General features: G+C 52.5%; 17 protein-coding genes and 2 pseudogenes. 11 read left to right on the top strand and 8 right to left on the bottom strand.

The window, feature by feature from the left end:
• Both V3C63_RS11690 and V3C63_RS00255 read left to right on the top strand, forming a co-directional pair.
• Nucleotides 1-899, top strand: a pseudogene (locus tag V3C63_RS11690) (FecCD family ABC transporter permease).
• Nucleotides 896-1,671 (top strand): annotated as a pseudogene (locus tag V3C63_RS00255) (ABC transporter ATP-binding protein). The pseudogenes V3C63_RS11690 and V3C63_RS00255 overlap by 4 nt, the downstream one beginning before the upstream one ends.
• 184 nt (nucleotides 1,672-1,855) lie before the next feature.
• On the opposite strand, the gene V3C63_RS00250 reads toward V3C63_RS00255, so the two are convergent.
• A complete protein-coding gene (locus V3C63_RS00250) occupies nucleotides 1,856-3,838 on the bottom strand; it encodes a sodium-translocating pyrophosphatase (protein WP_329885821.1) in 1,983 nt (660 codons plus the stop codon).
• A 302-nt stretch (nucleotides 3,839-4,140) separates the two neighbouring features.
• Between V3C63_RS00250 and rpsD the strand changes: the two genes are divergently transcribed.
• Nucleotides 4,141-4,728, top strand: a complete 588-nt coding sequence (rpsD, locus tag V3C63_RS00245; RefSeq protein WP_329885820.1) for a 30S ribosomal protein S4 — start codon at nucleotides 4,141-4,143, stop codon at nucleotides 4,726-4,728.
• A gap of 44 nt (nucleotides 4,729-4,772) precedes the next feature.
• Nucleotides 4,773-5,372, top strand: a complete 600-nt coding sequence (locus V3C63_RS00240) for a hypothetical protein (protein ID WP_329885819.1) — start codon at nucleotides 4,773-4,775, stop codon at nucleotides 5,370-5,372.
• An 81-nt stretch (nucleotides 5,373-5,453) separates the two neighbouring features.
• Here the strand turns inward: V3C63_RS00240 and V3C63_RS00235 are convergent, their stop codons facing one another.
• From V3C63_RS00235 to glgB, 6 genes are all read right to left on the bottom strand, one after another.
• On the bottom strand, nucleotides 5,454-7,382 hold the full coding sequence (locus V3C63_RS00235; RefSeq protein WP_329885818.1) for a glycoside hydrolase family 13 protein: 1,929 nt from the start codon (nucleotides 7,380-7,382) through the stop codon (nucleotides 5,454-5,456).
• Entirely contained in the window at nucleotides 7,382-8,821 is a 1,440-nt protein-coding gene (gene glgA, locus V3C63_RS00230; RefSeq protein WP_329885817.1) for a glycogen synthase GlgA, read from the bottom strand. Before glgA ends, V3C63_RS00235 begins: the two co-directional genes overlap by 1 nt.
• 2 nt (nucleotides 8,822-8,823) lie before the next feature.
• Nucleotides 8,824-9,939 (bottom strand): glucose-1-phosphate adenylyltransferase subunit GlgD, encoded by a 1,116-nt coding sequence (gene glgD / locus V3C63_RS00225; RefSeq protein WP_329885816.1) that lies wholly within the window; start codon nucleotides 9,937-9,939, stop codon nucleotides 8,824-8,826.
• 12 nt (nucleotides 9,940-9,951) lie between these two features.
• Complete coding sequence (locus tag V3C63_RS00220; RefSeq protein ID WP_425355324.1) at nucleotides 9,952-11,079, bottom strand: glucose-1-phosphate adenylyltransferase; 1,128 nt, start codon at nucleotides 11,077-11,079, stop codon at nucleotides 9,952-9,954.
• A gap of 146 nt (nucleotides 11,080-11,225) precedes the next feature.
• Nucleotides 11,226-13,682, bottom strand: a complete 2,457-nt coding sequence (locus tag V3C63_RS00215; RefSeq protein WP_329885814.1) for a glycogen/starch/alpha-glucan phosphorylase — start codon at nucleotides 13,680-13,682, stop codon at nucleotides 11,226-11,228.
• A 71-nt stretch (nucleotides 13,683-13,753) separates the two neighbouring features.
• Nucleotides 13,754-15,805, bottom strand: coding sequence for a 1,4-alpha-glucan branching protein GlgB (gene glgB / locus V3C63_RS00210; protein WP_329885813.1), 2,052 nt, complete (start codon nucleotides 15,803-15,805; stop codon nucleotides 13,754-13,756).
• 417 nt (nucleotides 15,806-16,222) lie between these two features.
• On the opposite strand from glgB, the gene V3C63_RS00205 reads away from it, so the two are divergent.
• Nucleotides 16,223-18,151, top strand: coding sequence for an aconitate hydratase (locus V3C63_RS00205; RefSeq protein ID WP_329885812.1), 1,929 nt, complete (start codon nucleotides 16,223-16,225; stop codon nucleotides 18,149-18,151).
• A 60-nt stretch (nucleotides 18,152-18,211) separates the two neighbouring features.
• Here V3C63_RS00205 and V3C63_RS00200 read toward each other — a convergent pair whose 3' ends face one another.
• A complete protein-coding gene (locus tag V3C63_RS00200; protein ID WP_329885811.1) occupies nucleotides 18,212-20,017 on the bottom strand; it encodes an ASKHA domain-containing protein in 1,806 nt (601 codons plus the stop codon).
• A gap of 224 nt (nucleotides 20,018-20,241) precedes the next feature.
• Here V3C63_RS00200 and V3C63_RS00195 point away from each other — a divergent pair, with 224 nt between their 5' ends.
• From V3C63_RS00195 to V3C63_RS00170, 6 genes are all read left to right on the top strand, one after another.
• Nucleotides 20,242-21,927, top strand: a complete 1,686-nt coding sequence (locus V3C63_RS00195) for a formate--tetrahydrofolate ligase (RefSeq protein WP_329885810.1) — start codon at nucleotides 20,242-20,244, stop codon at nucleotides 21,925-21,927.
• A gap of 37 nt (nucleotides 21,928-21,964) precedes the next feature.
• Nucleotides 21,965-22,624: a cyclodeaminase/cyclohydrolase family protein gene (locus tag V3C63_RS00190; RefSeq protein ID WP_329885809.1), complete on the top strand. Its 660-nt coding sequence runs from the start codon at nucleotides 21,965-21,967 to the stop codon at nucleotides 22,622-22,624.
• 2 nt (nucleotides 22,625-22,626) lie between these two features.
• Nucleotides 22,627-23,496 carry a bifunctional 5,10-methylenetetrahydrofolate dehydrogenase/5,10-methenyltetrahydrofolate cyclohydrolase gene (locus tag V3C63_RS00185; protein WP_329885808.1) on the top strand — a complete coding sequence of 290 codons (870 nt, stop codon included), beginning with the start codon at nucleotides 22,627-22,629 and terminating at the stop codon, nucleotides 23,494-23,496.
• Nucleotides 23,497-23,779: 283 nt separating this feature from the next.
• Entirely contained in the window at nucleotides 23,780-24,283 is a 504-nt protein-coding gene (locus V3C63_RS00180; RefSeq protein ID WP_329885807.1) for a hypothetical protein, read from the top strand.
• The gene (locus V3C63_RS00175; protein WP_273268431.1) at nucleotides 24,280-24,483 is read left to right on the top strand and encodes a helix-turn-helix transcriptional regulator; all 204 of its coding nucleotides are present in this window, start codon (nucleotides 24,280-24,282) and stop codon (nucleotides 24,481-24,483) included. Before V3C63_RS00180 ends, V3C63_RS00175 begins: the two co-directional genes overlap by 4 nt.
• Before the next feature lie 98 nt (nucleotides 24,484-24,581).
• A complete protein-coding gene (locus V3C63_RS00170; RefSeq protein WP_329885806.1) occupies nucleotides 24,582-25,847 on the top strand; it encodes an alpha/beta hydrolase in 1,266 nt (421 codons plus the stop codon).
• Nucleotides 25,848-25,956: the final 109 nt, after the last annotated feature.

The raw sequence follows: 25,956 nt of genomic DNA, 5'->3' as shown, positions 1-25,956 counted from the left end.
ATGCCGTCCATAAGACGTTGGGCGACGAAGCGTATCAGAAGCCGATCAAGGTTTTCGTTTATGATTCCGGGGAAGATGCGCCGTTTACGGCTTGCCATCTGCGGGATCTTGATGCAGGCGCTGACCAAAAACTCCCTGGCCGATCCCTATGTGCTCGGGATTTCATCCGGGGCTTCAGCTGGAGCTGTCGCCGTGATCATGTATGGCTGGTTCGATTTTATGGGCCAGTTTCATATCGCCCTGGGAGCCGGCATCGGCGCGCTGATTTCGATTGCCATCGCGATGAAGGTATCCTCGGTGAACAATAAGATCACCTCGACCCAGCTGGTGCTCGCCGGGATTGCGGTGTCCACCTTGTTTACGGTGCTGACCAATTTGATGATCTATTACAAGCGGACGGGCGACGACAAGGTCAAAACGGCCGTGTATTGGATGATGGCTCGCTGAGCGGCGCCAATTGGAACACGGTGCTATATGTGTTTATCGTCTCGGTGATCTGCATTGCGGTGATCGGCTTTTTCGCCGGCGGTCTGGATGTGCTGATGCTCGGCGACGACACCGCGACGACGCTGGGTGTGAATTTACGGCGCATCAAACTGTCGATCATCATTTTGTGCACACTGTTGACCGGCGCCATCGTTTCTGTCAGCGGGGTCATCGGCTTTGTGGGGTTGATTATCCCGCACGTGACCCGGTCGATCGCGGGACCGAAGCACGGCCGGCTGATTCCGGCGTCGATTTTGGTGGGCGGTTTGTTTGCGATTCTTTGCGATCTGATCTCCCGGGTGATTGTTTCGCCGGTGGAACTGCCTTTGGGTGTGCTGACGGCTCCTTTCGGGGCGCCGTTTTTCCTCTTCCTGATTCGCAGGAGCCAGTCTAAGTTTGGAGGCGCCGAATGACTAAATTAAAAGTTGAGGATCTCGGCTTTTCCATCGATCGCACCAAAATCATCGACGCGATCAGCCTGGAGGTTCAAAAGAATGAATTTATTGGTTTGGTCGGGCCCAACGGCTGCGGCAAATCGACCCTGCTCAAAAATATCTATCGGATTTACCAGCCGGACACGGGCAAGGTTTATCTTGACGGGGATGAAATCCAAAGGATTAAAGACAAAGCTTTTGCGAAAAAATGTCGGTGATGGTGCAGGAAAACAACGCGGCATTCGATTTGACGGTGCTCGACATGGTGATGCTCGGCCGCTACGCCCATAAGAAAATGCTGCAGGACTCTTCAAAAGAAGATAAAGCGATCGCCGAAAAATGCATCGAAGAGGTCGGGATGGGGGGCTACGAAGCGCGCAGCTTTTTAAGCCTTTCCGGCGAGGAAAAGCAATGTGTGCTTCTGGCGCGGGCCCTTTCCCAGAAAGCGGAGCTGATCGTCCTCGACGAGCCGACCAATCATTTGGATATTAAATTTCAGTATCAGATCATGAATATTTTGAAGCGACAGGACGTTACCGTGTTCACGTCGGTGCATGATTTAAACACCGCAGCGCTGTATTGCGATCGGATCGTCGTGATCAAAAAGGGCAAGCTGGTGACTATCGGCACACCCGAGGAAGTGCTTCGGCCGGAGATGATTCGCTATCTTTATGGCATGGAGAGCGAAGAGCACATCAATAAGATGACGGGCAGGCCGCAGATTCAGTTTCTGCCGAATTTTGACGCTTAAGGATGCGGATAGGAATGTGAAATCGTCCGTCGAATATAGATATATAGTGATATAAGGGGCAGTGATGCATGCTGTCCTCTTTTATGTGAAGGAACGTCATGTATTAGGGTAATTTTGCTTGGAATCGGGCGGTCCGCACAATAAAAAAGCTGTGTTTTTCGACACAGCTTTTTGAATGCTGCTTTTAAAGAATGCCGCCGACGGCCATAATCAAAGGCGCAAAGACGAGGGAGATAACCGTCATCAACTTAATCAGGATGTTGATGGACGGGCCGGAGGTATCCTTGAACGGATCGCCGACGGTGTCGCCGACCACGGAAGCTTTATGTGCCGGGCTGTTTTTGCCGCCGTGGGCGCCGTTTTCGATAAACTTCTTGGCATTATCCCAGGCGCCGCCAGAGTTGGACATGAAGATAGCCATGACCACACCGGTGATGAGTGCTCCGGAGAGCAGGCCGCCCAATGCCTTGGGCCCAAGCAGCAAGCCGATGAGCAACGGGGAAACGATCGCGAGCAGGCCCGGAACGACCATTTGCTTCAGAGCGGCACCGGTCGCGATGGCCACGCATTTTTTGTAATCCGGGCGGGTGGTTCCTTCCAGGATGCCAGGCATTTCGTGGAACTGTCTTCTGACTTCTTCGATCATGGTCGATGCCGATTTGGAAACCGAAGACATGGTGAAGGCCGAGAACAGGAAGGGCAGCATGCCCCCGATGAGCAGGCCGATGGTGACGCGGTTATCCAAGATATTGATGGATTTCAGACCGACGGCCTGGGCGTAAGAAACGAAAAGTGCGAGCGCTGTGAGCGCGGCAGAGCCGATGGCAAAGCCTTTCCCCATGGCGGCCGTGGTGTTGCCCAGCGAGTCGAGACGGTCGGTGATGCTGCGCACGCCTTCTTCGAGGCCGGACATTTCTGCGATCCCGCCGGCGTTATCGGCGATGGGACCGTAAGCATCGACCGCAACGGTCATGGCCGTGGTGGAAAGCATGCCGACAGCGGCCAGCGCAATCCCGTACAGACCGGCAGTCTGATAGGCGATAAAGGTTGCGATGCAGATAAGCAGAATCGGGAACGCGGTGGATTTCATCCCAATAGCCATCCCGGAAATAATGGTGGTCGCCGAACCGGTTTCCGATTCGCGGGCGATTTCTTTAACCGGATTATAAGCATCAGAGGTGTAATATTCTGTCAACTTCCCGATGAGTACACCGACAACCAAACCGGCAATGATGGCAAATGCCTGGTGATAACCGCCGAAGAATTGTTTGCTGAGCACCAAAGCGACTACCAGGACGATGATGCTGGAGACGTAGGTTCCGATATTCAGCGAAACCTGAGGGTTATTGTTTTTGCTGATGCGGGCGGCCAGAATGCCGATGCTGGAAGCGAGCAGACCGACGGCTGCAAAAATCAGCGGATACACCAGTCCGGCCTGATGGAAAAAGGCAACGCCCAGCGTCATGGCGGAAATGACCGCACCAACATAAGATTCGAAGAGATCAGCGCCCATTCCGGCAACGTCGCCAACATTGTCGCCGACGTTATCCGCGATAACCGCGGGGTTTCTCGGGTCATCTTCCGGAATGCCGGCTTCGACTTTGCCGACGAGGTCGGCACCGACATCGGCTGCCTTGGTGTAAATCCCGCCGCCGACACGGGCAAACAGCGCGATGGAAGAGGCTCCCAGGCTAAAGCCGAAGAGGACATCGACATTGCCGGTGATCAGATACAGCGCCGAAATGCCGAAGATCCCAAAGCCGGCAACGCAAAGTCCCATGACAGCCCCGCCGGAAAAGGCAGTCTGCAGGGCCTGTACGATGCCGTGGGTTTTAGCGGCGTTGGCGGTGCGCACATTGGCCTTGGTAGCCACGCTCATGCCAAAATAACCAGCTAAAACCGAGAAGAGGGCACCGAACACGAAGCAAACGGCTGTCATCCAGCTGCCAATACCCAGGCCGATGCCGAAGAATAAGACCAGTACAAAAACGACGAGAATGCGATATTCGGAAAAAAGGAATGCGTGCGCCCCCTCGCTGATTGCAGAAGCAATATCCTTCATCCGATCGGTCCCTGCCTCTCTTTTGGAAACCCAAGCGGCCAAATAGCCGGCAAAGAGAAGAGCAACAGCCCCCAACGCAAGTGAAATTAACAGAGATGTCCTCATAGTTTCGCCTCACTTTACTAAAGAATTTTGTATCTTGTCATTATAGCATAAAAGTTTCTTAAAAGGTTGTCAAATTTATATCAATCGGAAATTATACCAATTAAATACGCATAATAGCCAATTTCATTCATTGGTTTTACGATGATATATTGGAAAGAGGGGCGGAATAAAATGAAAAATGCGCTTTTTTTCATCGAAATATATTTGCGATGACTAACTTTTGTGATAATATAGGTTCGTCAAAATTAATGCAAGTTGTTTTATTGACTGACGAACATGATGAATAAAGAAAGGAATGGAGCATGGGACAAAAAAGAAAACCACGGTTTAAACAATGCCGTCGATTCGGCGTGAATTTATACGGCAATCCGAAAGCGCTTGATCGCAAAGTGAGCGAACAACGCCGGGGGAAACCCTCGGAATATAGCCAGCAGCTGAATGAAAAACAAAAGGTCAAAGCGTACTATAATATCCGGGAAAAGCAAATGCGCCGTTATTATGAGGACGCGTTTAAAAGGGAAGGCACCACCTCTCTGCATTTGTTCCGGTCATTGGAATCCCGTTTGGACAATCTGGTGTTGCGCATGCATTTTGCTTCAACCATTTTTCAGGCAAGACAGATGGTGGGACATGGTCATATTTTGGTTAATGGTCGGCGGGTGGACATTCCCTCGTATCAGGTGCGCCCCGGGGATACCATCAGCCTGAAGCAGGCATCGCGCAGTAACGAGATGTTTAAAACCAACTTTCAGGATAACGCCGGTGCGGCGGTGCCCTATGTGTGTGTGGATGAGAATCAATTCAGCGGCATCTATGAGCGGTTGCCCGAAAGGGGAGAAATTCCCATCGATGTGGAGGACCAGCTGGTCATTGAATTCTATTCCCGTTAATCAGTGTCATGAGCGTTTATCAATCACAGGTTTACTGGGAAGCCATGCTCGACCGAAAGGATCTTTGGCAGGGCAATTTTGCCAGCGGGAAGCCGGGGCGGCTGCCGATTTTTGTGCACATCCAAATCGAGAATCGCCAAACTGGATATTTCGACAATCATTGGGCGTGCTATGACGAGCCGGAGAAATTGCTGGGCTTTATTCGCTATGTGTTTTTGCCGACGGCCTTTCATCAGCTGGCCGATCCTAATGGCCCCATCGCGACGCCGGTGGGCGGCGAGGACGACATGCTGCTGGATCTGACAGCAGAGCAGGCCCGTCAGGCCCGGGCGTTTTTGGAAGAGGTGACCGCGCTTTGGCCGATGGATGCCTCGCGAATGCTCAGTCGGATCTGCCGCTTGTGTGCGTGCGTTTCAAAAGCGTATCAGCACGCCGATGCGCGCATGCGCCTGGTTTGCTATCCTGGCTCCGGCGCCATCAATCACCGGATCAAAGCGCAATATTGGGACGAGGCGGTGTTTAAAGAGGACGTCGGCTTGTCTTATGCGCAGTGGGACGACAGCTGCCGGCGTTTTGCCGCGGCGGAAAAGGCCAGTCATTTTTTCCTGTCTTTCTTGAGTAATCGCCTGTTCGCCTTTGGTTAAGGGCACCGGTACGGGAATAAATAAAAAAAACGGCATTGTCAGTGATATGGCAGTGCCGTTTTTGGTTTTGATAGGTTGTTATTAGGCTTCGTAGTTGCTCAGCAGGCTTTGGATTTCCCTGTCGTTTTTAAACAAGGTGTGGGCAGGTGTCTGCAGACGATAAATTTTGGCGCTTAGCGGGGCAAGGGTGATGCCATCCAGCTTCTCCCAGAGGTGGCCCAGCAAATCCCGGCCGATTCTGCCGCGAAGACTCGCGTGTTTATAGGTTTTATATTCGGAGTCAGAGCGATTGAACAGGCATAGGACAACCGTCTGTTTATAAATGCGCAGATACGCCAAAAGGTCGTCATCGGAGGCCATGGGGTAAAAGCGTCCGCGGACAAGGGGCTTGTTCCTTGCGCGCAGCCGCGTGATGTTTTGATACCAGGTGATGAGCTCCCGGTCTTCGTGCCCCCAGGGATAAGGGCCGCGGTTATAGGGATCTTCAAAACCCTCCATGCCGGCTTCGTCGCCGTAATAAATGCAAGGCACCCCGGGAAACGTCATCTGCACCAAGCTGATGAGCTTGAGCCGCTTCACGGCAAGCAGCCGCTGATCCGGTGCCAAATGAAAGGCTTCCTTACCGGCTTCCGACATTTGAAAGCCCGTCACGCCGGAAAGCACGGTTAAAATGCGGGCGCGGTCGTGAGAGCCGATGAGGTTCATGTTGGCCATGAACTGCCCGCGGGGATACGTCTCGTAGAGGGACATCATGCGGCGCATGGTTTCCCCCGAGGTGATTTTGTAGAGAAAAAAATCCACAAAGGCTTCCCGGAAAGGATAATTCATCACCGAATCGAGCTCGCGGCCCATGAAGTATTGGCGCTGCACACCGTAGGAAATTTTATTGCTGGCGTTCTCCCAAACTTCACCGATGAGCACATGCTCTTCGCCTTCTTCCATCAGGGCCGTTTTGAGGCCCTCGATAAAAGCGTCCGGCAGTTCGTCTGCCACGTCAAGACGCCAGCCGGCGGCGCCGGCCCGAGTCCATTTGCGCACGATAGCGTTGTCATCGCCGAAGATATAAGCCTGATAGGCGGGGTCAAGCTCTTCCACATTGGGCATATTGCCGATGCCCCACCAGGATTCGTATTCGTCGGGATAATCGCTGAAGCGATACCAGGAATAATAAGGCGATTTCTTGGATTGATAGGCACCGGTGCTGGGGTAATGGCCGTATTTGTTAAAATAGATCGAATCGTCGCCGGTATGGGAGAAGACCCCGTCGAGAATGATGTGCATGCCGCGTTTTTTCGCTTCGCGACACAGGATTTTAAAGCTGGATTCGTCGCCGAATTCCCGGGCGATGCGGCTGTAGTCTGCCGTATTGTATTTATGATTGCTGTTGGCCTCGAAAATCGGATTGAGGTAGAGAATGGTGACATGAAACTGCTTGAGGTAGTCCAGCTTTTCAGTGATGCCGGCGAGATTGCCGCCGAAATAATCCCAATAGGCAATGGCGCTGTCTTCCCGGCGAAAGTAATGGGGTGAATCGTTCCAACTGCCGTGAATCAGGGAGTTGGGGAAATATTCGGGGGCGATGTCCTTGCCTTTGGCAAAACGGTCCGGGAAAATTTGATACATGATGCCGTCGGTGTACCATTCAGGCACCGTGCGGCGGTCGTCGTAAAGGGTGATTTGAAAAGATGGCGGACTGGTTTCGTAAATGCGGCCCTCGCCGCCCATATTGTCTCCGTGGGGACCGTAATAATAATGTTTATTGAAGGCGTCAAAGCTGAAGTCGTACCAAAAAAGACCGACGTCTTTGGGCATTTCGATGGAGCAGGTAAAGGTGCCGTCCGCGTGTCCGGGCAAAAGATCGAAATGATGCTCCCTTTCTTTAAAGAAGGTATGCACCTGAATATTCATCACTTCCTGCGCTTCGACGCTGATCGTGACGCGAGAGCCGCTTGGCAATGCGCCAAAGGGCTCTCGGAATTTTAAATCAAATGAGTCGTGTTTAAAATACATTAAAGTTTCCCGCAGATCTTCTTATAGTGGTAGAGATAGGTTTCCGCCGAATGCCGCCAGTTAAAATCGCTCTTCAAGGCGTTGTGGGTCAGCGCTTTCCAATCGTCTTTTTCGTCGTAGAAGAGGCCGACGGCCTTCTGAATGGTAAAAAGCATGTCATGGGCGTTGTAAGTGGCGAAAGAAAAGCCGTTGCCCGTTTTGTCTTCACTGTTGAAATAATGAACGGTGTCTTTTAAGCCGCCGGTTTCCCGAACGATGGGAACTGCACCATAGCGCATGGCGATCATCTGTGACAAGCCGCAGGGTTCAAATTTGCTCGGCATGAGGAACATGTCCGACCCGGCGTAAAGCTTGCGCGAGAGGTCTTCATCAAAGGTGATGCAGGCGCGCATTTTGTCCGGATAGGCATAGGCTACCTCCCGCAGCATATTTTCGTAGCGGGCTTCGCCGGTGCCCAGCACGATCATCTGCAGATCCATCTGCAAAATTTCGTGAATCACAGCAGCCACCAGGTCAAGCCCTTTTTGTTCTGTCAGGCGGGTGATCATCGTGATGATGGGTTTGCTGTCATCCACCGGCAGGTTCATGTGTTCCTGCAAAGCCTTCTTGTTTTCGAGTTTCTTCACGTAGGACGTGGTGTAATGGCTCCAGATATGGGGATCAGTCTGCGGGTTGTATTCCTTGTCGTCGATCCCGTTTAAGATACCGAGCTCCTTCCAATCGATATCCCGAATGACGCCGTCCAGATGCTCGCCGTAGTAGGGATCTTTGATTTCTTCGGCATAGCTGGGGGAGACCGTGGTCACCAAATCGGCCGAATAAAGCGCGCCTTTCATGAAGTTGATGTCTTTATAAAATTCCATCGCGTCAGGAAAATAGTCAAAGTTGAGGATACCCGAGATATCACTAAACCCGTAGACGCCCTGGAACTTGATGTTGTGGATGGTAAAAACCGTCTTGGTATTCTGATAATGCCATTGGTACTGCTCTTTAAACAGGTAGGGAATGAGCGCGGTTTGCCAGTCGTGGCAGTGGAGCACATCCGGATAAAAATCAACATAGGGAATGAATTCCAGCACAGCCCGGCAGAAATAGGCGAAGCGCTCTGCCTCATCATAATAACCATAAAGTCCCGGCCGTTTAAAGTAGTACTCATTATCGATGAAATAAAAGGTGACATTATCGACCTTGTAAGAAAAAATGCCGACGTATTGATCCTGGTCGCCGATGTGCACATAAAACGAATCGATGAAAGTCATCTGGCGCGCATAGGTATCCGGGATGCTGCCATATTTAGGAATGACGACACGCACATCGGTCTGGTCTGATGGAAAGGCCCGGGGAAGCGAACCGCTCACATCCCCGAGTCCGCCGCTTTTCGCAAAGGGAAAGGCTTCCGATGCGGCGAATAAAATTTTGAGTTTATCGGTTTTAGCCATGATTAAAGACTCCTTCCTTTTCCGAGAATAATGGGGTTATCTTTGGTGCCGGTTAATGAAACGTTGTCGCGGATCGAACAGTTTTTATCCAGGATGACATGTTTTAAAGTGACGTTGCGGCCGATGGTGGCATGCTGCATAATGATGCAGTTTTCGATCCGTGAATTTTCACCGACCATCGAATCCCGGAATAAAATAGCGTGATCTAAAACCCCGTTGACTGTGCATCCCGAGCCGACGATGGCGTGGTCCACATGTGCAGTGATGCCGTAATGCGCCGGATGATTGTCTTTTACCTTGGTATAAATCTGGGCATCGCTGAGGAAGAGCTCTTTCATCACGTCGAAATCCAGCAGGTCGCTGTTGACTTCGCGGAAGCGGCGCATCGAGTTGATCCGGGCAAAATAGCCGGTGTGGGGCGCGCCGAAAATGCGCAGGGTGTTGAGATTGTCCGTGATGACGTCCATCAAGTCCCATTCACCCATGTTGTTGGCGGTTTCGAGCAGATCCAAAAGCACCTGCTTTTTGATGATCATCATGTCAGCATAGACGTAATTAGTGGTTTCGCCGTCCTGATAATGGATGGTGTTGATGCGGTATTTGTTGAAGTCGAGATAGGCGTCGTTTGCTTTGAGTTCATAGCTTGGGCGGTTCTTTTTAAAAATCATCGTCGCGTCGGCATTGTTGGTCTTGTGGATGCGGTAGGCTGCGTTGAAGTCAAAGGATGTGACCAAATTGGGCGCGGAGATGATAATGTCGGTGATGTCGGAGCCGTGGGTTAAAAAGATGCGGTTATTATAAAGGTCGCGGACCGAAATTTTAACCGTGTCGCCGTAGCGTGCCGAGGAATAACCAGACAGGATCGACAGATCCTGGGTCTTGCGGGACAGCGACCATTCTTTGCCTGTTCCGAGGTGATCGATCAGGGAAGAATATTTGTAGGAGCCGACGACGCCCACGTGGTTGATGCCGGAATTGATCATGTTTGAAAGGGTGAAGTCGATCAGGCGATAGCGCCCGCCGAAAGGCAGGGTGCTCATGGAACGGTGTTCGGTCAACTCGCCGAGATCCGTGTTGTCGCCGTCAATGTTTAAGATAAATCCGATTGTGTTTTTCATCTCGCAGCCTCCTTAAGCGTTGATGACGTGAATATCCATGGGATCGTCCGATTCCGCGGCGACGATGCGGGTATCGCCGTTTACTACGCCGCTGGGTCCGACGATACAGCGTTCCAGATGGGCGCCGTCTTCAATCTGGGCGCCGGTGTGGATGATACAGTCGCGGATGATGGTGTGTTCGCCGATGGTCACGTCGTGGGACAAAACAGAATGTTCTACCTGGCCGAAAATGGCGCAGCCGTCGCAGATCAGGGAATTTTGCACATTGGCATAGGGCCCGATAAACTGCGGGTGGCGGCTGTTATTATTGGAGAAAATGCGGAAATCCGGATCTGTCAGGTCGAAATTGCAGGATTCGTCCAGTAAATCCATGTTGGCTTCAAAATAACTTTCGATGGTTCCGACGTCTTTCCAATAACCGGAGAAGGTATAAGCGAAGATGCGCTTGCCCTGTTCGTGCAGCGCGGGGATTACGTTGTTGCCAAAGTCGTTTTCTGAGTTGGGATCCTCGGCGTCTTCAATGAGCGCTTTGCGCAATACCGGCCAGGAGAAGACATAAATCCCCATCGAAGCTTTATTGCTTTTGGGCTCGGCCGGTTTTTCCTGGAAGTTTTGGATGCGCTGTTCGTCGTTGGTCACGACGATGCCGAAGCGGTTGGCTTCTTCCCAGGGCACATCCATCACGGCCATGGTCAGATCGGCCTGCTTTTCCTTGTGGTAGGCGATCATCTTGGAATAATCCATTTTATAAATGTGGTCGCCGGACAAAATCAAAACATATTCTGGACTGAATTGATCGATGAAGTCGATATTCTGGGTGATGGCATCGGCGGTGCCGTTGTACCAGTGGCCGCCTTTCTGCCCCATGTAAGGCGGGAGAATACGCACACCGCCGTTGACTTTGTCAAGTGACCAAGCCGAGCCGTCGCCGACGTAGTTATTTAAAATATAGGGGCGGTATTGTGTTAAGACCCCGACAACGTCGATATCTGAATTCATGCAATTGCTCAATGGAAAGTCGATGATACGGTATTTTCCCCCGAATAAAACCGCAGGTTTGGCATTATTGGCTGTTAAGGCCTTCAGGCGGCTGCCTTGTCCGCCGGCTAACAGCATGGCGACACATTCAATACTCATAATATTCTCCTTTGTCTCTCCGGAAAGAGGTTGCAATAAGCCATTAGGTGATTAATCGATCAGCCGCCGAACGGGCGGCTGTTGTTTGAATTTTGAAAACCGGCTTTAAAGACACAATAGTTTGTGTGAAAAAGTGCGGCATATGATTGTCAATGGGAGGATGGAATATTCCAGATTTCTTTTTGATAATCGGCGATGGAGCGGTCGGACGAAAAGATGCCGGAGTTGGCGATGTTGATCGTCGCCCGCATAAGCCAGGTATCCCGGTTGCAATAGGCCTGGCTGGCTTGCTGCTGAATATCCGCATAGGAAGCAAAATCCTTGAGCACGTAATAGGTATCGTTGCCCAAAAGAAGCGAGTCATAAATCGTCTGGAAGTTGACGCCACCCAGGAAGCCATCGATCAGCTGGTTTAGAATTTCCTGAACGCGGGAATCACTTTGATAAATATCCAGGGAACGGTAGCCGCCGTTGTGATTGTAGCCTGCCACTTCGTCGGCGGACATGCCGAAGGTGAAGATATTGCTCATGCCCACGTGTTCGGCGATTTCGATATTGGCGCCGTCCATCGTCCCTAAAGTGAGCGCTCCGTTCATCATGAATTTCATATTGCCGGTGCCGGACGCTTCCTTGCCGGCGGTCGAAATCTGTTCGGAGATTTCCGCGGCGGGATAAATGATTTCAGCGGAAGATACGTTGAAGTTTGGCACAAAAACAACCTTGAGTTTGTCGCCGATCAACGGATCGTTGTTGATCTTGTCGGATAGGACGTTGATCAGCTTGATGATTTCTTTCGCATAGTAATAGGAAGGGGCGGCTTTGCCGGCGAAGATATAGGTTTTCGGTACGAAATCGGCGTTGGGGTTGGAACGCAGCTGATTATAAACGTGCATGATGTGCAGCGCGTTGAGCAACTGGCGTTTGTATTCGTGAATCCGTTTGACCTGCACGTCGAAAATGGAGTCCGGATTCAAGGTGATGCCCTGGGTGGCCTTGATGTGGCGAGCCAATCGTTCTTTATTGTGCTTTTTGACAATACCAAGTTTATCGCGGAAAGCGGCGTCATCGGCATATTTTTCGAGGGCTTTGATAGCCGTCATGTTTTGGGCCTGGGTCCAGTCATTCCCGATGGTGTCGCAGATCAGGCTTTTCAGTTCGGGATTGGCTGCCATCAGAAAACGTCGCGGCGTCACGCCGTTGGTCACGTTGTGGAAACGCTCCGGATAAACGGTATAAAAATCTTTAAAGGTTTCTTCTTTGAGGATTTTCGAGTGTAGCTCAGCCACACCGTTAACAGAGTGGGAGCCGATAATGGCTAAATGCGCCATATGTACCTGCCCGTCTTTTAAAATGGAAATGCCATAATTGCGCGCTTCCTGATCCGGATATTGATTGTTCATCTCGAGGATGAAGCGGCGGTTGATTTCTTCAATAATCATGTAGACTCGGGGCAGGAGGTTTTTCATCATATCGATGGGCCACTTTTCGAGCGCTTCCGGCAATACGGTGTGATTGGTGAAGCTCATGGAAGCCACGGTCATCCGCCAGGCATCGTCCCATTCATAGTTTTCTTCGTCGACCAAGATCCGCATGAATTCCGCAACGCACATGGCCGGATGGGTATCGTTGATGTGGATGCAAATTTTATCCTGGAAACCATCCATGGCACCGTGATGCTCTTTTTTGTAGCGGCGGACAATGCGTTTGAGGCCGGCGCAGACAAAGAAATATTCCTGCTTGAGTCGCAATTGCTGCCCCTCGAAACCGTGATCGGAAGGGTAAAGGACTTGGGAGATGGCTTCAGCCTCGGATTTGCGCTGAACGGCCTTGAGAAAATGTCCTTGATTGAAGGTGTTCAGATCGAAGTCTTCTACCGGTTCGGCACTCCAAAGGCGCAGTGAGTTGACGGTTTTATTGTGATATCCCTGAACTGGGACGTCATAAGGGACAGCGAGTACGGGTTCGTAATTTTCGTGGATAAAAACGAGTTTGCCGCCGACTTCTTCTGCGCGAACATCACCGCCAAATTTGACGATCACGGAATTTTCCGGCTTTGCAATTTCGAAGGGATAGCCGTGCCGCAGCCAATGGTCAGCAACTTCAACCTGTTCGTTGTTGACGATTTTCTGCTGGAACAGGCCATATTTATAGCGAATTCCGTTGCCGTGACCGGGGAAGTTCATCGCAGCAGTGCTGTCGAGATAGCAGGCCATGAGCCGGCCGAGGCCGCCGTTGCCGAGCGCCGGGTCGTGTTCTCGCGTTTGGATCTTATCATAATCCAGGCCGAGCTCCGTGAGCACTTCCGGAACAATTTGATCCCAGCCGAGGTTCATGATATAGGTGCGCAGCAGGCGACCGATCAGAAACTCGATGGAAAAAAAATAAATCTGCTTATCCGAGAAGGTGCGATTGTGGCTGTTATTGTGGGCCCACGCGGTGGTGATATTTTCCATTACGAGCTGAGCCAGTGCTTCATATTGATTTTGTGTTGTGGAATCTTCCAACTTTTCGCCGGAAATTTCTTCGACTTTTTTGATAAAAGCTCTTTTGAAAGTCTCTTTGGTCATGGCGGCGTGTTCAGATTGTTTGTGGTTGAATTTAATCATAAATCTCCTTTATGGGCGCATGGCGATCTGATAGGAAATGGACCGCAAGCTGTTTAAGTATTTGATTTAGCTCATTTATTATACGCTTTCTTGTCGATTTTCGCGATAGATTTTGGCGATTTATCTTGTTTGACTAAAGGTTTTGGATTGTCATCCTTTACGGCAGGTTGGATGGTCGGCGCTTTGGTCGGAAGTGTTGCGCGTTTAGCCGTCCCCTTTCCGGCGCGTGATGTTTTAGTGCGAGCCGTTTTTTTAACGGCGGGTTTGCGGGGCTTCACCGCTTTATAAATGAGAGCCGTCAGCCCGGGCACGCGCAGCGTCGCGGTGAAGGGCTGGTTGTGGCAACCGCCTTTTTTGCCTTTGGTTGTTTTTTTGACAGGGGTGCCTTTGCCGCCGTAGGCTGCGTCGTCGGAATTAAAGAGCAGGCGATAGGTGCTGGTTGTGGGAACACCGATATCGTATTCCGGGTAGTCCTGGGGACAAAAATTAATGAGGATGATCAAATCATCCTGGGGATTCTTGCCCATGCGCCGGAAAATGATGATGCTTTGCTTGGCGTTGTCGGCGTCGATCCATTGGAAGCCATCCCAGCTGTGGTCTTCCTGCCAAAGTGCCGGCTCGTTCAGATAATGCTTGTTAAGATCCTGAATAAATTGATGGAATTGCTGGTGCTTGGGATTGTCAAGCATGAACCATTCCAATTGTTCGTAATAGCGCCACTCGATGAAAGGGGCCATTTCGTTGCCCATGAAGGTAAGTTTTTTGCCGGAGTGGGCGTACATGTAGGCGTAGAGCAGGCGCATCTGATCAAACTTTCCGTCGTAATCGCCGAACATTTTGTCGAGGATGGACTTCTTGCCGTGGACGATTTCGTCGTGGGACAGCGGGAGTACAAAGGTTTCCGAGAAGGCGTAGGCCATTGAAAACGTCAGCTTGCTGTGAAACTGACTGCGCACATAGGGATCCGTTTCCATATAGGAAAGCGTGTCGTGCATCCAGCCCATATCCCATTTCATGTTAAAGCCGAGCCCGCCTTGATCCACCGGCCAGGTCACCATCGGATAGGCGGTGGATTCCTCCGCGGCCATGATCGCATAAGGAAAGTATTTGAAAATTTCCGTATTGAGCTTTTGAAGAAAAGCCACGGCCTCCAGGGAATCGTTGCCGCCGAATTTATTGCGTCGCCATTCGTTTTCGTAGCCGTAATTCAAATAGATGATGCTGGCGACGCCGTCGATGCGCAAGCCGTCGATATGATAACGGTCGAACCAATAATAAGCATTGGAGATCAGGAAATTGACCACTTCGTTCTTATTGTAGTCAAATTCCATGGTGCCCCATTGGGGATGCTCGGTGGCCTCGTAAAGATTGGTGCCGTCGAATTTGTAAAGGCCATGGGCGTCTTTGCAGAAGTGTCCGGGCACCCAGTCGAGGATCACCGCAATGTCATTTTGGTGCAGCCGGTCGATCAGATACATTAAATCCTGAGGCGTGCCGTAGCGGGAAGTCGGTGCGAAGAAACCCGTCAGTTGGTAGCCCCAGGAGCCGTCAAAGGGGTGTTCCATCACCGGCATGAATTCCACATGAGTGTAATGCATGGCTTTTAAATAGGGAACGAGCTGATCAGCCAGCTCGTGATAGTTCAAGAAGGTGCCGTCCTCGTGGGTGCGCCAGCTGCCCAGGTGCATTTCGTAAATGTTGACCGGCTTATTTTGCGGTGTTTGATCTTTTCGCGCCGCGCGCCAGGTGTCGTCATGCCAGATATAATCATCCAAAGACCAGACGACAGAGGCCGTTTGGGGGCGCACCTCGGCGTAAAAAGCATAGGGATCCGCTTTATGCGCGACTTCTTCATCGATTTGTGTGATGCAGTATTTGTAGATTTCACCGCTTAAATCCCGGTCGATGGTGAGGGCCCACACGCCGCCGGAGTCCGGCAGCAAGGTCATCGGGTTGGCGGCCGCATCCCAGTCGTTAAAGTTGCCGACAACGGCAACCGCGCGGGCATTGGGCGCCCAGAGACGGAAGGTGGTTTTGCCGTCTGCAGGATGCGCGCCAAAGAATTCATAACTTTGAAGGTAGTCTCCATTGTGAAAGAGATACAAGGCGACAGCATTATCCATAGATCATTATCCTTTCGAAGATGCAAACATGATGCAATAAAATACATAACGCCATGACCGCGCTAAGATGGTTTTTAAACAGCGGGCATTTTGTAACACGGGTTAATTGTTATCATTATTTTAACATATCTGTAATGAAAAGGGACGTCATCTTCATAAAAAAGTGTGAAAAAATGACGCATTTGCCTTCGAGAAAATGCACAAAAAATGACCGTCGACGAAAAAGACAATGCCTGGTTTTTGTGCGTTAAGAAAAAGCTGAACAGCAATCGACAGCGCATTTGCAGTGTCCGGGTTTAAATGCACTTTACTGAGCAAAACGGCGTTGAGCCGCCGATGGCTCTGTGGTATAATCAGGGCGGATTCAATCGTTATTTGCGCTAAAATCTGAAAGCGAATAGAAGAGAAGGAGCAAAAATGGGACTGACACTCACAGAAAAAATCATCCGCGATCATTTGGTCGTCGGGAAAATGGAAAAGGGAACGGAAATCGGCATTCGCATCGACCAGACCCTGACCCAGGATTCCACTGGGACCATGGCTTATATGCAGCTGGAAGCGATGGAAGTGCCGCGGGTTAAAACCAAACGATCCTTAGCTTATGTGGATCACAACATGCTTCAGGAAGGGCCGGAAAATATGGATGACCACCTTTATATCCAGACGGTAGCCAAGAAGCACGGCGTCTATTTTTCCCGGCCGGGCAACGGCATCTGTCACCAGGTTGAAATCGAGCGATTCGGTGTGCCAGGTCAAACCCTGGTGGGGTCCGACTCCCACACACCCACCGGCGGCGGCATCGGAATGCTCGCCATCGGCGCCGGCGGCCTCGATGTGGCGGTGGCCATGGCCGGCGGCGAATATTATATCACCATGCCCCAAATCGTTCAGGTCGAGCTGATTGGAAAACTGCGCAAGGGCGTTTCCTCCAAGGACATCATCCTCGAGGTACTGCGCCAATGCAGCGTTAAAGGCGGGGTTAACAAAGTCTTCGAATACACTGGATCCGGCGTTGCGACGCTGACGGTGCCGGAACGGGCGACCATCACTAATATGGGGGCCGAATTGGGGGCCACTACCTCGATTTTCCCGTCGGACGATATGACCCGAGCCTTCCTGAAGGCCCAGGACCGCGAAGGCGATTTTATCGCATTGGCCGCCGACGCCGATGCTGAGTACGATCAGGTGGTGAAGGTCGATCTGTCGGCGCTTGACCCCCTGGCAGCTTGCCCCCACAGTCCGGACGCGGTGAAAAAGGTGGCGGAGCTCGAAGGCATGCCGGTCAATCAGGTGTGCATCGGGTCCTGCACCAATTCGTCTTATCTTGATCTGATGAAAGTTGCCGCCATCATGAAAGGCAAAACCGTGGCCGAAAATGTGGAAATGGTTGTGGCGCCGGGGTCTCGCCAGGTGTTGACCATGCTGGCGGAGAACGGCGCGCTGGCGGATATCCTCGGCACGGGAGCCCGGGTACTTGAATGCGGCTGTGGTCCTTGCATCGGGATGGGCCAGGCCCCCTGCACCGACGGCGTCTCCCTGCGGACCTTCAATCGTAATTTTAAAGGGCGTTCCGGAACGGTTTCGGCGGATATTTATCTGCTCAGCCCGGAAACGGCGGCGATTTCCGCCATTGAAGGCAAGCTGACGAATCCCCTGGGCAAGGTGGAGCTGCCGGCGATCGCCATGCCGGGATATTTCAGGGTGAATGATAATGCCGTGGTGCCGCCGGCTCCGGAGGGTGAAGACGTCGCGATTATCCGCGGGCCGAACATCAAGCCCTTCCCGTTGGCCAAGCCGCTGAAAGCAACGGTTGAAGGCAAGGCGCTCATCGTGGTGGAGGACAATATCACGACGGATCACATCATGCCCTCGAATGCAAAGCTTTTGCCTTTCCGATCCAATATTCCCTATCTGGCAGATTATTGTCTGACGCCCTGCGATCCGGATTTTCCGCAGCGGGCCAAAGACAATGGCGGCGGCTTTATCATCGCCGGCTCCAACTATGGTCAGGGTTCCAGCCGGGAACACGCGGCACTGGCTCCGGTTTATTTGGGCATTAAAGGCGTGGTGGCTAAATCCTTTGCGCGTATCCACAAGAACAATCTGATCAATAATGGGATCTTGCCGCTGGTCTTTGAGAATCCGGCGGATTACGACAGGATTGCCGTCGGCGACGACTTGAAAATCGACGGGGCGGTTAACGCCATTGGCACGGGTCATGTGATATTGACCAATGTGACGAAGGACGAAAGTTATCCTTTGAGCATTGAAATCTCTGAACGGCAGCGGGAAATGCTGGTGGCCGGCGGACTGATCAATCGGATGAAAGCTCGAAAAGACGCATAAGCCGAAAATAATAAGGCAATAAAAAACGACTGTCGCTTCAGCGCGGGCAGTCGTTTTTTATTAGACCTCCTCCAAATCGGTGCATTTTAAAAAGGTGTCATTAAAAGTGGGATCTTCTGCCAGATTAATCACCTCGCAGCGTTTCGGCAGCGCGTTTATTTCGCGGAGCACATCCTTGGAAAGCAGGGCGCGAATCGCACCGTATCCGGCGCCGTTGCCGCAAGCCACCACGGGGGTATTGGGCCAATTGGGAATCAAGCCGATTTTTTGGGCCGCGTTGATATCAATGTAATTGCCGAAGGCCCCGGCGAGATAAACGGTGTCGATATCTTCGGGCGTGAGGCCGGCGTGCTGCAGCAAAAGCTGGGTGGCGGCTTGAATGGCCCCCTTGGCCAGCTGGATGGCGCGGATATCCTTTTGGCTGATAATGATTTCCGGGCCGCCGGCGTTTTCTTCAGCGCTGAGCAGCACGAAGCTGGTGACGCGGCCGTCTTTTCGAAGCATGGCGGCGTTGGGGTTTTGGGCAAGCGCATTCCTGGTGACAAAACGGCCACTGCGTTCAAGCAGGCCGGCGTCAAGGAGGGAGGCGATAGCGTCGATGATGCCGGAACCGCAGATCCCCCTGGCCGGTGGGGAGTCAATCACTTGGCAGGCAAAATGGTCGGTATAGGTCACGCGCTCGATGGCGCCGGAAATGCCGCGCATGCCCAGGGTCAGCCCGTCACCCTCGAGGGCGGGGCCGCAGGCGGTGGCGCAAACGGTATAGTGCTCACGGCTGCCGACGGCAAGTTCGCCGTTAGTGCCCAAATCGATCACCAGGTGGTTGCCGCCGCGCTTGGGAAGCGCCGCAAGCAAAGCCGTGGTGTCGGAGCCGACAAAGCCGCCGAGGGGTGGCAGGAGCCGAACGACGGCTGCCGGATGAAGCGAGAGCCTGAGATCGGCCGGATGGAAGGTGAGCATGCCGGTGATTTGAGATTCAAAAGGGGCATGGCCGAGGTCTTCCGGATTGAGACCGGCGAATAAGTGGAGCATGGTGGTATTGCCGCAGGCGATTAAATGGATGATATCCTGTGTCTGTGCGTGTGCTTTTTGGCATAAGGTTGCCAGAAGTTCGGAAAGCGTGGCAATAATAGCTTGCTGAAGGGCATCGCCCCGGCCGCTTGCAGCGGCATCAATGCGACTGACCACGTCGGAGCCAAAGCGGCTTTGGGCATTGGCGGCAGAGGCCGTGGCGAGCCAAGCGCCATCCTCCAAATCGTAAAGATAGCCGGCGACAGTGGTGGTGCCAATGTCAAAGGCAGCGCCGAGCATCGGTGCGGCATGATTGGAGGGGACGGCGGCGAGCATGTTGCCGGCGGCTTTGGCGGCGTTGCATACGGTCTTGATAGGGATGAGGGGCATCTCCGTCAAAACGTTGACGATGGGGCCTGGCATGCGGCGAACGGCTTCATACGCATCATAGAGGACTTGAGGATCGTCGCATCGCAAATCGACGGGAAGGACCGCGTTGATGGATGCCAGAAAGGCGCGGTCACTTTGCAGGTTGAGAGCACTAAAAGTGACCGGGTAGACCGTGACAGGCGGGTCAAAAATCAGCGGATCAAAGGCAATCGCTTCGGTCAGGATTTTTTTGTGGGCGCCGTCGGGGGAAATGAGAATATGCATGCCGTCGGAGACCGGATATTGGCAGGCCAGTACCTCGAAGGTCAGGCCGTTTTCCTGCACCAGTGTTAGGCACTTGCCGCAGTTGCCGAGACCGCCGCATACGAGATCCAGCGGGTGACCGGCTGCAGCACAGGCGTCGGCAACCGTGGCGCTGGCGCCTACCGCACAAGTTTGTCCGTAATAGGGAAAATCAATTTGCATAAAAACCTTCTTAAAAAAATGTCGGCAAATAAAGTTAACAAGTGATATTGAATTGTTTTTATCTTATCGAAAACGAAGTGTAAAAACAATGGATTATCGTCAGAGCGCATTAAAATTTATTGCGCGGCGTGCTTTCCTGAATTAAAATGAAAGAAGTGTTTTGGTTCCGATTCCGGAACGACGTTCATCCTCAATCATTTTGTCAAAGAATTAAAGGAGGCAACATGGGGTATTTATCCGATATTGAGATTGCACAGGCGGCCAGCCCGAAGGACATTCGCGACATTGCCCGAAAATTGGGTTTGACGGAGGACAATCTCGAGCTTTACGGCAAATACAAGGCCAAGGTCGATTACAATCTGCTCAAACAACCGTCGGCGAAAAAACCGCGGCTGATCTTAACGACAGCCATCAATCCGACTCCGGCCGGCGAAGGCAAAACCACGATGACCATCGGCGTGGCCGATGCGTTCGGGTATTTGGGTAAGTCGGCGATGGTTGCCCTGCGGGAGCCGTCCCTCGGGCCGGTATTCGGCATTAAAGGCGGGGCGGCCGGTGGCGGCTACGCCCAGGTGTTGCCGATGGAAGACATCAACCTGCATTTCACCGGCGATTTTCACGCCATCGGCGCGGCGAATAACCTTTTAGCCGCGATGATCGACAATCATATTCAAAAAGGCAATGCCCTGGGTATCGACGCGAAGACCATCACCTGGCGGCGCTGCGTCGATATGAACGATCGGCAACTGCGCAATATTGTGGACGGCCTCGGACGGCCGGTGGACGGCACGCCCCGGCAAGATGGCTTTGATATTACCGTCGCTTCGGAAGTGATGGCGGCCTTTTGTCTCGCCCGGGACATCAGCGATCTCAAAGAACGGCTGGGCCACATCATCGTGGCCTATACCTGCGACGACGAACCGATCACTGCAGCAGATCTGAAAGCCAACGGGGCCATGGCGGCGCTGCTGAAGGATGCGCTTAAGCCCAATTTGGTGCAGACCCTCGAAGGCACGCCCGCCTTTATTCACGGCGGCCCTTTCGCAAACATTGCTCACGGCTGCAATTCGGTGATCGCGACGCGCATGGCGATGCATTTTGCCGACGATTATGTGGTGACGGAGGCGGGCTTCGGTGCGGATCTCGGCGCGGAGAAATTTTTGGATATCAAATGCCGCCTGGCGGATTTGCAGCCGGATGCGGTGATCGTTGTGGCGACGATCAAAGCATTGAAATATAACGGCGGTGCGGACGCCAAAAACGTCACCCAGGAAAATCTGGATGCGCTGGCCAACGGTTTGCCCAATCTTTGCAAGCATGTCGAAAATATTACCGACGTTTTTGGTCTGCCGGCGGTTGTGGCCATCAACCGGTTTGTCAGCGACACGAAAGCGGAAATCAATCTGCTCAGAAAATCCTGTGAAGAACGGGGCATCACGGTGGCCTTGGCCGATGTTTGGGGGCAGGGCGGCAAAGGCGGTATTGATGTGGCCAAAGCTGTGATGCGGCTTTGCGATGAAAACGCCGGAAAAGAACACTTCACCTATGCCTATGATCTCAATCAGTCGTTGACGACAAAAATCGCGACACTGGCGCAAAAAGTTTATGGTGCCGACGGGGTGGATTTCGCACCGGAAGCGCAAAAGGCGCTGGCGAAGTTTGAAAAATTAGGCTACGGAAATTTGCCCGTATGTATGGCTAAAACCCAATACTCCCTTTCTGACGATGCGTCAAAGCTCGGTCGGCCGACAGATTTTACCATCACCGTTCGGGACGCGACCATTTCGGCCGGGGCGGGCTTTGTGGTCTGCCTGACCGGTGCGATCATGAAGATGCCGGGACTGCCTTTGCATCCGGCGGCGGAAAAAATTGACGTGGATGAAAACGGCGTGATCAGCGGATTGTTTTAATCTGCAGCACAAACGAATTATTTGGAAGGGCGAGAAAATGACAAAATGCGAACAAACTTATGATCGGATGCCCTGTGCAGAATTTGTTTTGGCGTTGGCTTCCAATGCGCCGACGCCGGGCGGCGGCGGCGCTTCGGCACTTGTCGGGGCCGTGGGTGTGGCCTTGGGGCAAATGGTCGCGGCGCTGACGATCGGCAAAGAAAAATATGCGGATGTGGAGGATGTGATGATTGCCTTCAATCACAGGGCACAGACCCTGCAGGAAGAGCTGTGCGCGCTGATCGATCGAGATGCGGAGGTCTTCGCGCCATTGTCCGATTGTTACCGGATGTCGGCGTCGACGGCCGCCGAGCGTCAGGCCAAAGACGAAGCGATCCAGGCTTGCCTGGATGCCTGCTGCGAAGTGCCGCTACGCATCATGACGCTGTGCTGCGAGGGCATTGCGATGGCGAAGGAGTTTGCCGAGAACGGCTCCCGGCTTGCGGTTTCGGATGCGGGCTGCAGCGCCGCGATTTTAAACGGGGCGCTGCACGCGGCGGCGCTCAACGTGTTGATCAATACTAGGAACATGGCCGATACCCGGCGGGCGGCCGCCTATAACGAAGAGGCGAATCGCATGCTGGCCGGCTATGGCGCACTGGCCGACAGCATCTACAAAGATATCAGCAAAGACCTGCAGTCTGCGGAGGAGGAGTGAACATGGAGGAGACAACTAAGCAATTGCAGGGCCGGCCGGTGGCGGCACGACTGGACGCCGAAACGCAAAAGCAAGTTTTTGTGCTCAAAGGCCGTGGCGCCACACCGACCCTGGCTCTGGTTCGTGTGGGCGAACGGCCGGGCGATCTGGCCTATGAGCGCAGCATTCTCAGGCACGCTGAAAAAGTCGGCTTGCAAGTGAAGGTGATCACGCTGCCAACTGAGGCAGACACTCAGAACGTGATCGATGTGATTGACGCGATCAATCGAAATGCGGCTATCCATGGCTGTTTGATTTTCAGACCGATGGGCACGCAGATTGACGATGCGGTGGTCTGCGCTGCGCTGGATCCCGCCAAGGATGTGGACGGCATTACGCCGGGATCTCTCGCGGGAGTTTTCACCGGGAAGGCGATCGGTTATCCGCCCTGCACAGCGGAAGCCTGTCTTAAAATGCTCGATGCCTACGGCATTGATCCCGCGGGGAAAAAAGTTTGTGTTGTGGGGCGAAGTCTCGTCATCGGGCGGCCGGTAGCCATGATGTTCTTGGCGCGCAACGCGACGGTGATGATTTGTCACACGCGCACAGTGGATGCGCCGGCGGTCATGCGCGAGGCGGATATCATCGTGGCGGCGGCGGGACAGATCGGCAGTGTGACAGCTGATGGTGTGGCGGCCAACGGTCAGACGGTGATTGTCGATGTGGGCATTAATTTTGATGCTGCCGGCCAAATGGTCGGCGACGTAACCCCGGATGCCGCGGCGAAAGCCGGCGCCGTGACGCCGGTTCCCGGCGGGGTAGGAACGGTCACGTCGGCAGTGCTTTGCCGGCATGTAGTGCAGGCAGCGCAGAAACGGCAGACAGTAGATTAGATTCAGTCATTTAAAAAGCAGTGGAGATCCACGCGAACTTCACTGCTTTTTTAGAGCCTGAATTTTAGCGATTGAAGCGCGGATTGCGTGCTGACAGGCCGACGGCGATCAAGATGTACGCTTAAAGGAATTTCCTTTTCAGTCGAGTTGTACGATGACAAAAATATAAATACGACAAAAATAATAATATAAATATAAAAATAGCAAATATAATTGACTTTTTGGCATTTATAAGTATAATGAAGAAGCGATCCATCAATTTTGGAAGAGAAAGGAGTACGAAATGATTTTTGTGATTTTATTGGTATGCGTTTTGGTCTTTGGCATCATGATAAAAGAAAAAAGGAGCCAGCGTTCGGCAGATTACGACGAAAGACAGATGGCCCTTCAGGATCGGGCTTATCGCCATGCCTTTTTCGTCGTGATGATTTTTTGCGCATGTCATTTTTTGCTGGTGTCGGCGGCGGGCCCCTATTTGTCCGACGGTGGCAGCTCGCTGATCGGCATCTTTCTCGGCGTTTTGGTTTACGGAGGAGAGTGCATCTGGAACGATGCTTACTTTCCCTTTCGTCAAAAGGGACGGCGCATCATTTGGCTATGGGGGGTGTTGACATCGGTGAATCTGGCGGTGCTCATCGTTCGGAGAATCCATCGGGCCGATTGGATTCGTGATGGGGTGCTCACGCTGGATCAGATGACACCGCTTGTAATGGTGATTGTTTTCGGGGGATTCCTGGTGGTGTCGTTAGCCAAATGGTTTGTCTCCCGGAAGGAGAATGCCGATTGAAGAATTTGCGCATGAAGGCCGCGCGGGCTGCGCTCGATTTGTCTCAGCAGCAACTGGCGGATCTGGTGGGCGTTTCCAGGCAGACTATCAGCGCGGTGGAAAAGGGCAATTATAACCCGACGATCAAACTCTGTGTGGCCATTTGTCGAGCGCTGGGCAAAACTCTTGACGAATTGTTTTGGGAATCAGCGGAAGACTGAAGAAAGTTGGGAAACAAAAATAAATTTGTTTGCATGGATGGCGAATAAAAGTGCTATAATAATTTTTCAAGACAATAATGCACAGCGATGGGAAAGAAATGGCAAAGAAAAAGCGTGATGGTTCCACGGCAAAGGCCTTCAAGGACAAAAAAATAAAAAAAGAGCAGAAGCGTCAAGGGCATTTGTTAAAAAAGAGCCTGCGTGCAAAGACGCAGACAAAAAGGCAATCGTCGGTTCAGCGCAATTTTGACTTGAAAAGTTGGTGGCGCATTGAACCGCTGGCCCATAAATGGATCTTAGCTTCGTCGGCCAGTCTTAGCGTGGAGCGCCAAGACCGTCTTTTGGATCGTTTTGTCCGGGGGAAATGGCGCGGCCGCAAAACTCAGATGGAAGAACGTGTGATCTATCGTCGGGATGGCAGCACCCTGCGGGTTTTGGTCGTTTGGTCCAACAAAGGGACAGACGCTAAAGCGACCGGTCTGCTGTGGTTGCACGGCGGGGCCTATATGGCTGGCATTCCGGAACAAGCCCATGTTTATGCGGATCTTTTTTGCGGTGATGGCAATTGCGTGATGGTCATTCCGGACTATCGTAAGGCCGGCGAAAAACCATATCCTGCGGCGCTGTGGGATGCCTATGATGCGCTGGTTTGGATGCAGGAAAACGCGAATAACTTGCACATCAATGCCAATCAACTCTTTGTCGGCGGCGAATGCGCCGGCGGCGGCCTGGCCGTGGCGCTGGCACTTTATGCAAGAGATCAACGGGAAGTGGCCATCGCATATTTGATGCCGCTTTTCCCGATGATGGACGATCAAACTTTCCGACGTAAGGCAAAAATTCAAAAACTGACCGAACCGGATCTGAATCGTGCGCGGGGCTGGGAGATGTATCTTAGCGTATATGAAACTCGCGGGCAGGTGCCTATGTATGCGGCGGCGGCCCGTGTCGACGAGTTGACCGGTCTGCCGCCGGTTTGTACCTATGTCGGCCGGGACGATCCGTTTTATGAAGAAACCATCGCGTTTGTTAAAAAGCTGAAAGAAGCCAATATCGATGTCGCATTTCGCATTTTCCCAGGGCGCTTTCGGGTATTCGACTGGCTGGCGCCGGCCAGCCATGCCCTTAAGCAGGCGCGGGTGTTTTTAAAGGGTCAATTTAAAAATGCCCGGGAAAACTGTTATCAGCCCCAGTTTAAAGGCCGCAGCCGAAAAGCCAAGGCCATGATGCGGCGGCGGGCCATGGCGAAACGCCGCCGGAATCTGCATCATGGGATGTCGGCGGGGCAGGCGAAAACCGAAACAACAGCTGATCAGCAGCATCAAACGATGGCCGCAAAGGATATGAATCATGCCAAAATGTGAATTTGGATCAAAGGTGGTTTGAGTCGGTTGAGGATAAAATATAATATTCAGTTTAAGGGCGGTCGAGATGGCAATTTAAAAGCCGTCGGCTGTGTCAAACCGGTAGCAG

The sequence above is a fragment of the Pseudoramibacter faecis genome (genome assembly GCF_036289405.1).
In the GTDB taxonomy this organism is placed as follows: Bacteria; Bacillota; Clostridia; order Eubacteriales; family Eubacteriaceae; genus Pseudoramibacter; species Pseudoramibacter faecis.
The sequence above is the reverse complement of the archived record's forward strand: the minus strand, read 5'-3'. Positions and strand labels throughout refer to the sequence as shown.